The organism is Pseudomonas sp. HMSC057H01 (genome assembly GCF_001836405.1).
GTDB lineage: Bacteria > Pseudomonadota > Gammaproteobacteria > Pseudomonadales > Pseudomonadaceae > Pseudomonas > Pseudomonas aeruginosa.
Genome location: NZ_KV828437.1, coordinates 57,115 through 71,318 on the forward strand (window position 1 = coordinate 57,115; position 14,204 = coordinate 71,318).

Genomic DNA, 14,204 nt, shown 5'->3' on the forward strand with positions numbered 1-14,204 from the left:
TAGCGGGTCATGAAGGTCAGGCCGGGAATGCCGAGGCCGACGAAGTCGTAGTCGTAGCGCAGTTGCCAGGAACGCTCCTTGGGGCCGGCGAAGTCGTTGACCTGGACGAAGTTGACCAGGTACGGGTTGCTGCCTTCCAGGTAGGGGAAGGCGTCGTCGCCGTTCATTCGCTGCCAGGCCGCGCCGAAGGCATGGTTGCCAAGGCTGTAGGTGAACATGCCGTTGAGCGACTTGTTGTCGATGCCGCCGGCCTTGGCCGAGCCGCTGTCGGTGCTGCGGGCGAAGCGCAGGTCGCTGGTCAGTTCGCCGGGACCGATCGGCCAGCTGTGCAGCAGGCCGACGAAGTGCTGGCGGTAGACGTCCTGCAGGTTGCTGTAGTGATAGCTGGCGGTGAGTTGGTCGGTGAGCTTGTAGTCCAGTCCGCCGAGGTCGAAGTGATCGGCGCTGACCCCGGCGAAGCGGCCGTTCTTGTCGTTCAGCGCGAGGTCCTCGGAGTCGCTGGAGTCGCGGATCTTGGTCTTTTCCAGGCGCCCGGCGGTGAAGCCGAGGTCCTTGATCTCCTTCGAGGTGAGCAGTGCACCTTCGAATATCTGCGGGAAGATCCGCCCGTTGTTCGGTTGTACCGATGGCAGCTTCGGAATCAGCGTGCCGACCTTCAGCTCGCTCTGCGAGACCTTGACCTTGGCGGTCAGGCCCAGTTTCGAGTAGGTGTCCGGCGCGCGGCCGTCGGAATCCTTCGGCAGCAGTCCGGTACCGCTGCGGCCGCGGCCGGAGTCGAGCTTGACGCCGAGCATGCCCATGGCGTCGAGGCCGAAGCCGACGGTGCCCTGGGTGTAGCCGGACTGCAGGTTGAGGATGAAGCCTTGCGCCCACTCCTCGCGCTTGGACTGGCCGGGGCCGTCGCGGAAGTCGCGGTTCATGTAGAAGTTGCGGGTTTCCAGGCTGGCCTTGCTGTCTTCGAGGAAGCCGGCGGCGTTGCCCAGGGGCGCGATGCCGGCGAGCACGACGGCGGTGGTGGTCAGGGTGGTGCTGCGGGACAAACGTACAGACCTTGCGGCCTGCGGCAGGGAAGTCGACATGCAGTGGTCTCCGATTCTTGTTCTTGTACGCCGAGCACCACGCTGCAGGGCGTTTTGGCGGACGATCTGCGCCGTCCATCGACTGATCCTAAGACGCCAAGCTTTCGCCAGGCTTTCAGCAATCCCCGGTGGCAGAGAAGCCATTTACCGGAGGGTTTTCCCCGGTACACTTCGCCTCTTGTGCCCTCATCCGGTGGTGGAGAACCGTCCATGCGCATCCTTCTGGTGGAAGATCATCCGCAGCTCGCCGAAAGCGTGGTCCAGGCGCTCAAGGGCGCTGGCTGGACGGTAGACCTGCTGCAGGACGGGGTGGCCGCCGACCTGGCCCTGGCCAGCGAGGAGTACGCCCTGGCGATTCTCGACGTCGGCCTGCCGCGGATGGACGGCTTCGAGGTGCTGGCGCGCCTGCGCGGGCGCGGCAAGACCTTGCCGGTGCTGATGCTGACTGCGCGCGGCGAGGTGAAGGACCGGGTGCACGGCCTCAATCTCGGCGCCGACGACTACCTGGCAAAGCCTTTCGAACTGTCCGAGCTGGAGGCGCGGGTCAAGGCCCTGCTGCGCCGCAGCGTGCTCGGCGGCGAACAGTTGCAGCGCTGCGGCGCCCTGGTCTACGACCTCGGCACCCGGCGCTTCAGCCTCGACGAGCAGCCGCTGACCCTGACCTCGCGGGAACAGGCGGTGCTGGAAGCGATGATCGCCCGTCCGGGGCGGGTGATGAGCAAGGAGCAACTGGCCGCCCAGGTCTTCGGCCTGGACGAGGAGGCCAGCGCCGACGCCATCGAGATCTACGTCCACCGCCTGCGCAAGAAGCTGGAAGGCGGCGCCGTGCGCATCGTCACCTTCCGCGGCCTCGGCTACCTGCTGGAGGCGCAGGGTGACTGATGCCGGCAGTCTGCGCGGACGGCTGCTGCTGTGGCTGGCCCTGCTCCTGCTGCTGGTGCTCCTGGCGAGCGGCCTGAGCGCCTACTGGAACGGCCGCGAGGTGGCCGACACCGCCTACGACCGGACCTTGCTGGCCTCGGCGCGGGCGATCGCCGACGGGCTCTACGAGAAGGACGGCACCCTGCGCGCCGACGTCCCCTACGTGGCGCTGGATACCTTCGCCTACGACAGCGCCGGGCGGATCTTCTACCAGGTCAACGACATCCATGGTCGGATGATCTCCGGCTACGAGAATCTTCCGGCAGCACCCGCCGAGACCCTGCGCACCGACGACTACCCGGCCTTGGCGAAGTTCTACGACGGCGTCTACCAGGGCGTCGACGTACGCGTGGTGAGCCTGCTGCAGCCGGTCAGCGAACCGAGCATGAGCGGCATGGCGGAGATCCGCGTGGCCGAGACCGAAGGCGCCCGCGAGCGCATGGCGCGCAGCCTGATGACCGATACCCTGTTGCGCCTGGGCGTCCTCGGCGTCGGCGCGCTGGTGCTGGTGTGGCTGGCGGTGAGCGCCGCGCTGCGTCCGCTGGATCGCCTGCGCCGCGAGGTGGAAGAGCGCCAGCCGGACGATCTGCGGCCGTTGCCGATGCTCGAGGTCCAGCATGAATTGCGGCCGCTGGTGGAGTCGCTGAACCACTTCACCCAGCGCCTGCGCAGCCTGTTCGAGCGGCAGTCGCAGTTCATCGCCGATGCCGCCCACGAGTTGCGCACGCCGCTGGCGGCGCTCAAGGCGCGCCTGGAACTGGGCCTGCGTGAGCAGGAGCCGGAAGCCTGGCGTTCGACCCTGGAGACCACGGCGAAGAACACCGACCGCCTGATCCATCTGGCCAACCAGCTGCTCTCCCTGGCGCGCATCGAAAGCGGCGCCCAGGCCATCGCCGAGGGCGGCGCCGAGCGTATCGACCTGACCGCCCTGGCCCGGGAACTGGGCCTGGCGCTGGCGCCGCTGGCCTATGCGCGGGGAGCCTCGCTGGCGCTGGAAAGCGCCGGGCCGGTGTGGATCCAGGGTGAACCGACGCTGCTCAACGAATTGCTCAGCAACCTGCTGGACAACGCGCTGGCGCACACCCCGCAGGGCGGCAACGTGATCCTCAGGGTGCTGGAGGGGGGAGTGCTGGAAGTGGAAGACGATGGTCCGGGAATTCCCGCCGCCGACCGCGAGCGGGTCTTCCAGCGCTTCTACCGGCGCGGCGACAGCCCCGGCAGCGGCCTGGGGCTGGCGATCGTCGGCGAGGTCTGCCGGGCGCACCGGGCGCAGATCCAGCTCGACCAGGGCGAACTGGGCGGCTTGCTGGTGCGGGTGCGCTTCCCGGCGGAGTAGGGCGGGCCTATTGCAGCATGCTGGTGGCGGCTTCCAGGGCGCTGGAGAGGTCCTCGTCTTCCTTCATGTCGACGGTCGGTTCGAGGCCGAGCTTGGCGAACGCCGGGATCTGGCTCCAGTCCAGGCGGGTATAGGGATGCTCGCTGCCAAGGTAGCTCTGCAGGGTGGCGACCTGGACCAGGTCGGTATAGTCGGCGCGCGGCGAGTTGCGGGTGAAGTCCAGGTGCTGGCGCGGGACCTCGGCGATCGGCGCGGGGAAATCCCAGGCTTTGAGGATGCGCTCGCCGATCAGCGGATGGATGCGCTCGATCACGTGGCTCAGGCTGATGGAGTCCGACAGCAGCTCGTTGTGATCCTCGGCGTAGGTGAGGATCGGCAGCACGCCGATCTGGTGCACCAGCCCGGCCAGGGTCGCCTGGTCCGGCGCCAGGCGGGTGTAGTGACGGGCCAGCACGTGGCAGATGCCGGCGATCTCGGTGCTCTTGTTCCAGACTTCGCGCATCTTGCGGTCGACCACGTCGGTGGTGGCCTGGAACATCTGCTCCATGGCCAGGCCGGTGGCCAGGTTGCAGGTGTAGTTGATGCCCAGCCGGCTGATCGCCATCTGCAGGTCGGTGATTTCCTTCGGGCTGCGCAGCAGCGGACTGTTCACCACGCGGATGATGCGCGCGGTCAGCGCCGCGTCGTTGCCGATCACCTTGCTCAGGGCCTGGATGCTGACATCCGGGTCCTCCGCCGCCTCGCGGACCTGCAGGGCCACCTCGGGCAGGGTCGGCAGCACCAGTTCATCCTGATCGATGGCGCGGATCAGGTCCTGTTGGACTTTGTCGGCAAGCTTGCTCATGGCATTTCCTTTGAAAACGCAATGGCCGGAGCACGCTGTACGTGCACCGGCCATGGGAATACTGGCGGGCCGTCCGCGGACGGCGAGGCACAGTTTACGGTCAGCGCTGGATTTCGCGGTCGCTGTCCAGCGTGTAAGGCAGATTGAGGAGGACGAGCGGCGCTCCTTCGGCGCTTCCGAGGCTGATCCGGCCGTCGGCGACGGCGTCGTCCTGCAGCACGGCGAGCAATTCCACGCTGTTCTCCGGCGTACGGGCGGCCAGTACCACTTCGCCGACGCTGGTGGAATGGACCGGCGAGAACAGCCCGGTGCCGGGCGCCGGCACCTCGTCTGCGTCCAGCGCCAGGCGATACAGGCGGCGCTTGAGGCGGCCGAGATACTGCATGCGGGCGACGATTTCCTGGCCGGTATAGCAGCCCTTCTTGAAGCTGACCCCGCCGACCGCCTGCAGGTTGATCATCTGTGGGATGAACAGCTCGCGGGTAGCGCCGAACACCTGGCCGATGCCTGCGCGCACCTGGCCGAGCAGCCAATCGTCGAGCGGCGCCTCGCGGCTGTGCTCGCGGAGCCTGGCAAGCACCGCCTCGGCGCGCTGCGCCGGAACCCATAGCTCGACGCGGGCGTCGCCCAGGGCGACGGCGAGCAGGTCGCCGTGGCGGGCGATCCTGCCGCTCTCCGCCGGGGTGTCTATCCCCAGGGCGCGCAGTGCCTCGCTGGCGTCGCGCAAGCCTATGCGGAGCCAGGCTGCGCTCTCGTCGGCAAGGCTGGCCTTGGAGAATACGGCGTATTTCTTCAGGTCCGCCAACTGGGCCTCGAGCAGCTCGCCGGCCATCGCCAGCAGCAGGCCGTCGCCCTCGGGCAGGATGCGGAAGCTCGATAGCAGGCGGCCCTTGATGTTGCAGCGGCCGCCGAGGCTGGAGGTCTCGTCGTTCAGGTAGGCGAGGTTGCAGGTCAGCTGGCCCTGGAGGAATTTGGCGGCGTCCGGGCCGCGGACGGCGAGGATGCCTTCATGGACTAGCGGGGTGTGGAAAGCGGGGTCGGCCATTGCGATGCTGCGCGGTCAGTCAGTCAGGACCGTCATCATAGAACTCGGTCCGAGGCTTGTCAGCGGGCAAGAATGCCTGGCGCATCCGCCTTGACGGTTGTCGGACACTTCCGAGGCCGCCGTCGGCATGGGCCTGCGTCCCGCGCGGATACCCTTGGTTTGCCGGGCAATACGACCAAGGGCGGACGCCGGCGGAGCGACGCCTCGTCATCGGGCCGCGCCATTCGAGCGCAACCGCCCTATAATGCCGGGCGTTTTCGAGGAGCCCGAACATGGCAGATGAAACCGAACTGAAACGACTCTACTGGCACAGCCGTCGCGGCATGCTGGAACTGGATGTGCTGCTGGTGCCTTTCGTGCAGGAGGTTTACCCGGGCCTGGACGCCGAGGACCAGGCGCGCTTCCGCAAGCTGCTGGAGTGCGAGGACCAGGACATGTTCGGTTGGTTCATGCAGCGCGGCGAGCCGGAAGACGCCGACCTGCGGCGGATGGTGCGGATGATCCTGGACCGTGTCCAGCCGGATTGAGCCGTTCGAATGCCGCTGGCGGGTCTCTCCGATCCTGCTGGCGGCGAGCCTGGCACTGTGGGCCCTGGCGCTGCTGTCGATCCTGCTGGCGGCGCTGCCGGTCTGGCTGAAGCCGCCGCTGGCGCTGGTCTGCCTGGCCTACGGTGCCTGGGGGCTGTACCGCCAGGTACTGCTGCGCGGCTCGCGGGCCTTCCGTGGGTTGCGCCATGACGAGCAGGGCTGGCAGCTGTGGAGCGCCGGAAGCGGCTGGCAAGCGGTGCAATTGCGCCCTGACAGCCTGGCGCTGCCCTGGCTGATCGTACTGCGCGTGCGCCTGCCGGGCCGCTGGCGCATCTTTGGCTGCTGTATCCCGGCCGATGCATTGGGCGCCGACAGCCATCGGCGCCTGCGTGTCCGCCTGCGCTTCAGTCGCCGTAGATGGGCGGCACCAGGATAGTGTCGCGGGCTTCGGGCAGCAGGTCCGGATAATCCAGCGTGTAGTGCAGGCCCCGGCTTTCGCGGCGCTGCATGGCCGAGCGGATGATCAGTTCGGCGACCAGTGCCAGGTTGCGCAACTCGATCAGGTCGCGGCTGACCTTGTAGTTGCTGTAGAACTCGTCGATCTCGCTGAGCAGCAGGCGTACCCGGTGCTGGGCGCGCTGCAGGCGCTTGTTGGTGCGCACGATACCGACGTAGTCCCACATGAAACGCCGCAGTTCGTCCCAGTTGTGCGCGATGATCACGTCCTCGTCGGAGTCGGTGACCTGGCTGGCGTCCCAGCTCGGCAGGCTTTCCGGCACGGGCGTGCCGGGCAGGCGCTGGAGCATGTCGGCGGCGGCAGAACGGGCATAGACGAAGCATTCCAGCAGCGAATTGCTGGCCATGCGGTTGGCGCCGTGCAGGCCGGTGAAGGTGGTTTCGCCGATGGCGTAGAGGCCCGGCACGTCGGTATGCCCGTGCTGGTCGACGAGCACGCCGCCGCAGGTATAGTGAGCGGCCGGCACTACCGGGATCGGTTGCTGGGTAATGTCGATGCCGAAGTCCAGGCAGCGCTCGTAGACGGTGGGGAAGTGCGCCTTGATGAACTCGGCCGGCTTGTGGCTGATGTCCAGGTAGACACAGTCGATCCCCAGGCGCTTCATTTCATGGTCGATGGCGCGGGCCACGATGTCCCGGGGCGCCAGTTCGCCACGCGGGTCGAAGCGCGGCATGAAACGCTCGCCATTGGGCAGGCGGAGCAGGGCGCCTTCGCCGCGCAATGCCTCGGTGATGAGGAAACTCTTGGCCTGCGGGTGGTACAGGCAGGTCGGGTGGAACTGGTTGAACTCCAGGTTGCCGACCCGGCAGCCGGCGCGCCAGGCCATGGCGATACCGTCGCCGGAGTTGCCGTCGGGATTGCTGGTATAAAGGTAGACCTTGCTCGCGCCGCCGGAGGCCAGCACGCTGAAGCGGGCACGGAAGGTATCGACTTCGCCGCTTTCCCGATTCAGCACGTAGGCGCCCAGGCAGCGCTTGCTCGGCAGGCCGAGCTTGCGCTCGGTGATCAGGTCGACCGCCACCCGCTGCGACAGCAGCTCGATGTTCGGTCGCCGCCGGGCCTGGGCCAGCAGGGTATTGAAGATCGCGGCGCCGGTGGCGTCGGCGGCATGGATGATGCGCCGGTGGCTGTGCCCGCCTTCGCGGGTCAGGTGGTATTCGAAGCTGCCTTCCTCGTGGTTGTGCTGCTCGTCGCGGGTGAAGGGCACCCCCTGTTCGATCAGCCACTGGATCGCTTCGCGGCTATGCTCCACGGTGAAGCGCACCGCGTCCTCGCGGCACAGGCCGCCACCGGCGACCAGGGTGTCCTCGACGTGGGATTCCACGGTGTCGGTATCGTCCAGCACGGCGGCCACGCCGCCCTGGGCCCAGTAAGTCGAGCCCTGCGACAGTTCGCCCTTGCTGAGGACGGCGATGCGCAGGTGTTCCGGAAGGGTCAAGGCCAGACTCAGGCCGGCGGCGCCGCTGCCGATGACCAGTACATCGTGTTGATAATGTTGGCTCATGCCCGCATTTCCCCGTGGTGGAGCCCTAGTATATAGAAGGGCCTGGCGGCACAATAGCGCACCCCCGCTGCCGGTCCGGCGGATGAGCTGCGGGCCTGTCATCGGCAGGCGTCATCAGAGCGGGGCGATGTAGTGCTGGAACTTTCTTAGACGCATCGGTTCCAAAGCAGGATGCCTGAAGACCTCGTCCGGTTGGCCTACCCAGCGGCACAGAGGCCGGGCCCTGAGCCCGATGCAATCCATTTTCGCGGGGCCCGGACACGATGTCCGGGGCCGCACGTCACGAGCGAGGAAAAAACTCGTGACGCATGCTTGGAGGGGAGAACTTTTGCAAGAAGCCCGAGTCTATCTTGGCAAGACGATTCGCTGGGACGCTCGAAGCTCCTCCAGGTTCGAAGAGGAGCTTTCATGCTAACCCAGGAACAGGATCAGCAACTGGTTGAACGGGTACAGCGCGGAGACAAGCGGGCTTTCGATCTGCTGGTACTGAAATACCAGCACAAGATACTGGGATTGATCGTGCGGTTCGTGCACGACGCCCAGGAAGCCCAGGACGTAGCGCAGGAAGCCTTCATCAAGGCATACCGCGCGCTCGGCAATTTCCGCGGCGATAGTGCTTTTTATACCTGGCTGTATCGGATCGCCATCAACACCGCGAAGAACCATCTGGTCGCTCGCGGGCGTCGGCCACCGGACAGCGATGTGACCGCAGAGGATGCGGAGTTCTTCGAGGGCGACCACGCCCTGAAGGACATCGAATCGCCGGAACGGGCGATGTTGCGGGATGAGATCGAGGCCACCGTGCACCAGACCATCCAGCAGTTGCCCGAGGATTTGCGCACGGCCCTGACCCTGCGCGAGTTCGAAGGTTTGAGTTACGAAGATATCGCCACCGTGATGCAGTGTCCGGTGGGGACGGTGCGGTCGCGGATCTTCCGCGCTCGTGAAGCAATCGACAAAGCTCTGCAGCCTTTGTTGCGAGAAGCCTGACACAGCGGCAAATGCCAAGAGAGGTATCGCTATGAGTCGTGAAGCCCTGCAGGAAACTCTGTCCGCTGTGATGGATAACGAAGCGGATGAACTCGAGTTGCGGCGGGTGCTCGCAGCTTGCGGCGAGGATGCCGAGCTGCGTTCCACCTGGTCGCGCTACCAGTTGGCGCGGTCCGTCATGCACCGCGAGCCTACCCTGCCGAAGCTGGATATCGCTGCGGCGGTCTCGGCTGCCCTGGCCGACGAGGCCGCTCCGCCGAAAGCGGAGAAGGGGCCGTGGCGGATGGTCGGTCGCCTGGCGGTCGCTGCCTCGGTGACCCTGGCGGTGCTGGCCGGCGTGCGTCTGTACAACCAGAACGACGCCCTGCCGCAGATGGCGCAACAGGGGACCACCCCGCAGATCGCCCTGCCGCAGGTGAAAGGCCCGGCCGTGCTGGCCGGCTACAGCGAAGAGCAGGGGGCGCCGCAGGTGATCACCAACTCCTCGTCCAGCGATACCCGCTGGCATGAGCAGCGTCTGCCGATCTACCTGCGTCAGCACGTGCAACAATCCGCCGTCAGTGGTACAGAGAGCGCGCTGCCCTACGCTCGGGCAGCCAGCCTGGAAAACCGCTGAGGAGAGACATGCGCACCACCTCCCTGTTGCTTTTGCTTGGCAGCCTGATGGCGGTTCCCGCCACTCAGGCTGCCGACGCTTCCGACTGGCTGAATCGTCTCGCCGAGGCCGATCGCCAGAACAGTTTCCAAGGCACCTTCGTCTACGAGCGCAATGGCAGCTTCTCCACCCATGAGATCTGGCATCGCGTGGAGAGCGATGGCGCGGTTCGCGAGCGCCTGCTCCAGCTCGACGGCGCGCGCCAGGAAGTGGTCCGGGTCGATGGGCGCACCCAGTGCATCAGCGGCGGCCTTGCCGACCAACTGGCCGATGCCCAGCTGTGGCCGGTGCGCAAGTTCGATCCTTCCCAACTGGCTTCCTGGTACGACCTGCGCCTGGTCGGCGAATCCCGTGTCGCCGGCCGCCCGGCAGTGGTCCTCGCGGTGACCCCGCGCGACCAGCATCGCTACGGCTTCGAGCTGCACCTGGACCGCGACACCGGCCTGCCGTTGAAATCGCTGCTGCTGAACGAGAAGGGGCAGTTGCTCGAGCGCTTCCAGTTCACCCAGTTGAATACCGGCGCGGCACCTGCCGAAGACCAGTTGCAGGCGGGCTCCGAATGCCAGGTCGTCGGCCCGGCCAAGGCCGACGGCGAGAAGGCCGTGGCCTGGCGCTCGGAGTGGCTGCCGCCAGGTTTCACCCTGACCCGCAGTTTCATGCGTCGCAGTCCGGTCACCCCCGATCCGGTCGCCTGCCTGACCTATGGCGATGGCCTGGCACGATTCTCGGTGTTCATCGAGCCGCTGCACGGTGCCATGGTTGGCGACGCGCGCAGCCAGCTCGGCCCGACCGTGGTGGTTTCCAAGCGCCTGCAGACCGATGACGGCGGCCAGATGGTGACCGTCGTCGGCGAAGTGCCGCTGGGCACCGCCGAGCGGGTGGCGCTGTCCATCCGGCCCGAGGCCGCCGCCCAGAAATGATCGAGGAGCAGGGGCGAGTGGTGGCGACCGAGCCGGGAGCGGTATGGGTCGAGACCGTGCGCCGCAGTACCTGCTCGTCCTGCTCGGCCAATGCCGGTTGCGGCCAGGGGCTGATGCAGCGCCTGGGCGTCGGCGCGGGGCGTGCCCGGGTGCGCGCGTTGAGCGACCTGAGCCTGCGGGTCGGCGATGCGGTCGTCCTAGGAATTCATGAAGACCTGTTGTTGCGCGCCTCCGTCTTCTTCTATCTTTTCCCTCTGCTCGGGTTTTTCGTGGCAGCATTGCTGGCGACCCGGGCGGGCCTTGTCGAACCTCTGATCATCGTGTCCGGGCTGGCGGGTTTGCTGGCGGCCTGGCTATTGGTGCGTCGGCATGCTCGTCGTCATGCCGATGATCCAGCCTCGCAGCCGGTGGTTCTGCGAGCGCTGATTTCCGGGCCGTCCGATTCGGCCTGAGTCTTTCTCTTCCCTCGAACATCACGGGAGCTGTAGTCGATGCATACCCTAAAACGCTGTATGGCTGCGATGGTGGCCTTGCTGGCCTTGAGCCTGGCGATGACGGCCCGGGCAGAACTGCCGGACTTCACGCCTTTGGTCGAACAGGCGTCGCCGGCGGTGGTGAATATCAGTACGCGGCAGAAGCTGCCGGATCGCGCCATGGCGCGCGGGCAGCTGTCGATCCCCGACCTCGAAGGGCTGCCGCCGATGTTCCGCGACTTCCTCGAGCGCAGCATCCCGCAGGTTCCGCGCAATCCGCGCGGCCAGCAGCGCGAGGCGCAATCGCTGGGCTCCGGCTTCATCATCTCCAACGACGGCTACATCCTCACCAACAATCACGTCGTGGCCGATGCCGACGAGATCCTGGTGCGCCTGTCCGACCGTAGCGAGCACAAGGCCAAGCTGGTCGGCGCGGACCCGCGCAGCGACGTGGCGGTGCTGAAGATCGAGGCGAAGAACCTGCCGACCCTGAAACTGGGCGATTCGAACAAGCTGAAAGTGGGCGAATGGGTCCTGGCCATCGGTTCGCCGTTCGGCTTCGATCACTCGGTCACCGCCGGTATCGTCAGTGCCAAGGGGCGTAGCCTGCCGAACGAGAGCTACGTACCCTTCATCCAGACCGACGTGGCGATCAACCCGGGCAACTCCGGCGGTCCGCTGCTGAACCTGGAGGGCGAAGTGGTCGGCATCAACTCGCAGATCTTCACCCGTTCCGGCGGCTTCATGGGCCTGTCCTTCGCCATCCCGATCGATGTCGCGCTGAACGTCGCCGACCAGTTGAAGAAAGCCGGCAAGGTCAGCCGCGGCTGGCTGGGTGTGGTGATCCAGGAAGTGAACAAGGATCTCGCCGAGTCCTTCGGCCTCGACAAGCCGTCCGGCGCGCTGGTGGCGCAGCTGGTGGAAGACGGTCCGGCGGCCAAGGGCGGCCTGCAGGTGGGCGATGTGATCCTCAGCCTGAACGGCCAGTCGATCAACGAGTCCGCCGACCTGCCGCACCTGGTGGGCAACATGAAGCCGGGCGACAAGATCAACCTGGACGTGATTCGCAACGGCCAGCGCAAGTCCTTGAGCATGGCGGTAGGCAACCTTCCGGACGACGACGAGGAAATCGCCTCGATGGGCGCTCCGGGCGCCGAGCGCAGCAGCAACCGCCTGGGCGTGACCGTCGCCGACCTGACCGCCGAGCAGCGCAAGAGCCTGGATATCCAGGGCGGCGTGGTGATCAAGGAAGTCCAGGACGGTCCGGCCGCGGTCATCGGCCTGCGTCCGGGCGATGTCATCACCCACCTGGACAACAAGGCGGTGACCTCGACCAAGATCTTCGCCGACGTGGCCAAGGCCCTGCCGAAGAACCGTTCGGTTTCGATGCGGGTACTGCGCCAGGGGCGCGCCAGCTTCATCACCTTCAAGCTGGCCGAATAAGCCGGCTGGCGAAAAAAGGGCGGTTTCCACCGCCCTTTTTCATGCCCGTCAATCCGTTACCTGCGTGACGCCTTGCCCGAGCATCAGGTAAACTCCCCGGCTATTTTTCGGCGGATTGCCGCCCTTGCCCTTTTCGAGTGTGTTGAGCCGTGAGCGACCTGAGCCATATCCGCAATTTCTCCATCATTGCCCATATCGACCATGGCAAGTCGACGCTGGCCGATCGCTTCATCCAGATGTGCGGCGGTCTCTCCGATCGCGAAATGGAGGCCCAGGTCCTGGACTCCATGGACCTGGAGCGCGAGCGCGGGATCACCATCAAGGCCCACAGCGTGACCCTGCACTACAAGGCGCAGGACGGTAAGACCTACCAGCTCAACTTCATCGATACCCCCGGCCACGTCGACTTCACCTACGAAGTCAGCCGCTCGCTGGCCGCCTGCGAGGGCGCGCTGCTGGTAGTGGACGCCGGCCAGGGCGTCGAGGCGCAGTCCGTCGCCAACTGCTACACCGCCATCGAGCAGGGGCTGGAAGTGATGCCCGTGCTGAACAAGATGGACCTGCCCCAGGCCGAGCCGGAGCGGGTGAAAGAGGAAATCGAGAGCATCATCGGCATCGACGCCACCGACGCCGTGGCCTGCAGCGCCAAGAGCGGGATGGGCGTGCTGGAGGTGCTGGAGCGCCTGGTGACCGCCATCCCCGCCCCGGAAGGCGAGATCGAGGCGCCGCTGCAGGCGCTGATCATCGACTCCTGGTTCGACAACTACCTCGGCGTGGTCTCGCTGGTGCGGGTGAAGAACGGCCGGGTGAAGAAGGGCGACAAGATCCTGGTGAAGTCCACCGGCAAGGTCCACCAGGTGGACAGCGTCGGGGTATTCACTCCGAAGCACACCGAGACCGTCGACCTGAAGGCGGGCGAGGTGGGCTTCATCATCGCCGGTATCAAGGATATCCACGGCGCGCCGGTGGGCGATACGCTGACCCTTAACAACACGCCGGACGTCGAGGTCCTGCCGGGCTTCAAGCGGGTCAAGCCGCAGGTCTACGCGGGCCTGTTCCCGGTCAGCTCGGACGATTTCGAGGACTTCCGCGACGCCCTGCAGAAGCTGACCCTCAACGACTCGTCGCTGCAATACGAGCCGGAAAGCTCCGAAGCCCTGGGCTTCGGCTTCCGTTGCGGCTTCCTCGGCATGCTGCACATGGAGATCATCCAGGAGCGCCTGGAGCGCGAATACGACCTGGACCTGATCACCACCGCGCCCACGGTGGTCTTCGAGATCGTGCAGAAGAACGGCGAGATCATCTACGTCGATAACCCGTCCAAGCTCCCGGACCTGGCGTCCATCCAGGAAATGCGCGAACCGATCTGCCGCGCCACCATCCTGGTGCCCAAGGACCACCTGGGCAACGTGATCACCCTGTGCATCGAGAAGCGCGGCGTGCAGCGCGACATGCACTTCCTCAGCGGCCAGGTGCAGGTGGTCTACGACCTGCCGATGAACGAGGTGGTGCTCGACTTCTTCGATCGCCTCAAGTCCACCAGCCGCGGCTATGCTTCCCTGGACTACAGCTTCGATCGTTTCGAGCCGTCCAACCTGGTTCGTCTCGACGTGCTGATCAATGGCGAGAAGGTCGACGCCCTCGCCCTGATCGTCCACCGCGACAACGCCCCCTACAAGGGCCGCCAGCTGGTGGAGAAAATGAAGGAACTGATCCCGCGGCAGATGTTCGACGTGGCGATCCAGGCAGCCATCGGTGGGCAGATCATCGCCCGCTCGACGGTCAAGGCGCTCAGGAAGAACGTGCTGGCCAAGTGTTACGGTGGCGACGTGAGCCGTAAACGCAAGCTGCTGGAGAAGCAGAAGGCTGGTAAGAAAAGGATGAAGCAGGTCGGTAGCGTGGAAATTCCCCAGGAAGCCTTCCTCGCCGTGCTCAAAGTGGATAGCTAGA

Annotated in this window: 14 protein-coding genes; 10 read left to right on the forward strand and 4 right to left on the reverse strand. The window is 66.0% G+C overall.

From position 1 onward, the window contains the following. Positions 1 to 1,079, reverse strand: a 1,079-nt coding sequence (locus tag HMPREF2581_RS10660) for an OprD family porin (protein ID WP_070702808.1), incomplete at its 3' end; no start/stop codon positions are given. 210 nt (positions 1,080 to 1,289) lie between these two features. Between HMPREF2581_RS10660 and HMPREF2581_RS10665 the strand changes: the two genes are divergently transcribed. Both HMPREF2581_RS10665 and HMPREF2581_RS10670 read left to right on the forward strand, forming a co-directional pair. Further along, entirely contained in the window at positions 1,290 to 1,961 is a 672-nt protein-coding gene (locus HMPREF2581_RS10665; protein WP_003085524.1) for a response regulator, read from the forward strand. Further along, positions 1,954 to 3,336, forward strand: coding sequence for a sensor histidine kinase (locus HMPREF2581_RS10670; protein ID WP_003085526.1), 1,383 nt, complete (start codon positions 1,954 to 1,956; stop codon positions 3,334 to 3,336). The genes HMPREF2581_RS10665 and HMPREF2581_RS10670 overlap by 8 nt, the downstream gene beginning before the upstream one ends. Before the next feature lie 7 nt (positions 3,337 to 3,343). On the opposite strand, the gene HMPREF2581_RS10675 is transcribed toward HMPREF2581_RS10670, so the two are convergent. Further along, positions 3,344 to 4,180 carry an HDOD domain-containing protein gene (locus tag HMPREF2581_RS10675; protein WP_003085528.1) on the reverse strand — a complete coding sequence of 279 codons (837 nt, stop codon included), beginning with the start codon at positions 4,178 to 4,180 and terminating at the stop codon, positions 3,344 to 3,346. 100 nt (positions 4,181 to 4,280) lie between these two features. Beyond that, the gene (locus HMPREF2581_RS10680; protein ID WP_003140939.1) at positions 4,281 to 5,225 is read right to left on the reverse strand and encodes a CAF17-like 4Fe-4S cluster assembly/insertion protein YgfZ; all 945 of its coding nucleotides are present in this window, start codon (positions 5,223 to 5,225) and stop codon (positions 4,281 to 4,283) included. A gap of 272 nt (positions 5,226 to 5,497) precedes the next feature. Between HMPREF2581_RS10680 and HMPREF2581_RS10685 the strand changes: the two genes are divergently transcribed. Together HMPREF2581_RS10685 and HMPREF2581_RS10690 are read left to right on the forward strand one after the other, a co-directional pair. Then, positions 5,498 to 5,752 (forward strand): FAD assembly factor SdhE, encoded by a 255-nt coding sequence (locus HMPREF2581_RS10685; protein WP_003085532.1) that lies wholly within the window; start codon positions 5,498 to 5,500, stop codon positions 5,750 to 5,752. After that, positions 5,736 to 6,188: a protein YgfX gene (locus HMPREF2581_RS10690; protein WP_011666739.1), complete on the forward strand. Its 453-nt coding sequence runs from the start codon at positions 5,736 to 5,738 to the stop codon at positions 6,186 to 6,188. The genes HMPREF2581_RS10685 and HMPREF2581_RS10690 overlap by 17 nt, the downstream gene beginning before the upstream one ends. On the opposite strand, the gene nadB is transcribed toward HMPREF2581_RS10690, so the two are convergent. Beyond that, positions 6,157 to 7,773 carry an L-aspartate oxidase gene (gene nadB / locus HMPREF2581_RS10695; protein WP_003114182.1) on the reverse strand — a complete coding sequence of 539 codons (1,617 nt, stop codon included), beginning with the start codon at positions 7,771 to 7,773 and terminating at the stop codon, positions 6,157 to 6,159. The genes HMPREF2581_RS10690 and nadB overlap by 32 nt on opposite strands. 408 nt (positions 7,774 to 8,181) lie before the next feature. On the opposite strand from nadB, the gene rpoE reads away from it, so the two are divergent. From rpoE to lepA, 6 genes are all read left to right on the forward strand, one after another. Beyond that, positions 8,182 to 8,763, forward strand: a complete 582-nt coding sequence (rpoE, locus tag HMPREF2581_RS10700) for an RNA polymerase sigma factor RpoE/AlgU (RefSeq protein WP_003085543.1) — start codon at positions 8,182 to 8,184, stop codon at positions 8,761 to 8,763. 31 nt (positions 8,764 to 8,794) lie between these two features. Beyond that, the gene (gene mucA / locus HMPREF2581_RS10705) at positions 8,795 to 9,379 is read left to right on the forward strand and encodes an anti-sigma factor MucA (protein ID WP_003101958.1); all 585 of its coding nucleotides are present in this window, start codon (positions 8,795 to 8,797) and stop codon (positions 9,377 to 9,379) included. 8 nt (positions 9,380 to 9,387) lie between these two features. Then, entirely contained in the window at positions 9,388 to 10,338 is a 951-nt protein-coding gene (gene mucB / locus HMPREF2581_RS10710) for a sigma factor AlgU regulator MucB (RefSeq protein WP_003140937.1), read from the forward strand. Then, positions 10,335 to 10,790: an alginate biosynthesis regulator MucC gene (gene mucC / locus HMPREF2581_RS10715; RefSeq protein WP_003140935.1), complete on the forward strand. Its 456-nt coding sequence runs from the start codon at positions 10,335 to 10,337 to the stop codon at positions 10,788 to 10,790. The genes mucB and mucC overlap by 4 nt, the downstream gene beginning before the upstream one ends. Positions 10,791 to 10,829: 39 nt before the next feature. Continuing rightward, on the forward strand, positions 10,830 to 12,254 hold the full coding sequence (gene mucD, locus HMPREF2581_RS10720; RefSeq protein WP_003140933.1) for a serine protease MucD: 1,425 nt from the start codon (positions 10,830 to 10,832) through the stop codon (positions 12,252 to 12,254). A gap of 149 nt (positions 12,255 to 12,403) precedes the next feature. After that, positions 12,404 to 14,203 (forward strand): translation elongation factor 4, encoded by a 1,800-nt coding sequence (lepA, locus tag HMPREF2581_RS10725; protein ID WP_003085555.1) that lies wholly within the window; start codon positions 12,404 to 12,406, stop codon positions 14,201 to 14,203. Position 14,204: the final 1 nt, after the last annotated feature.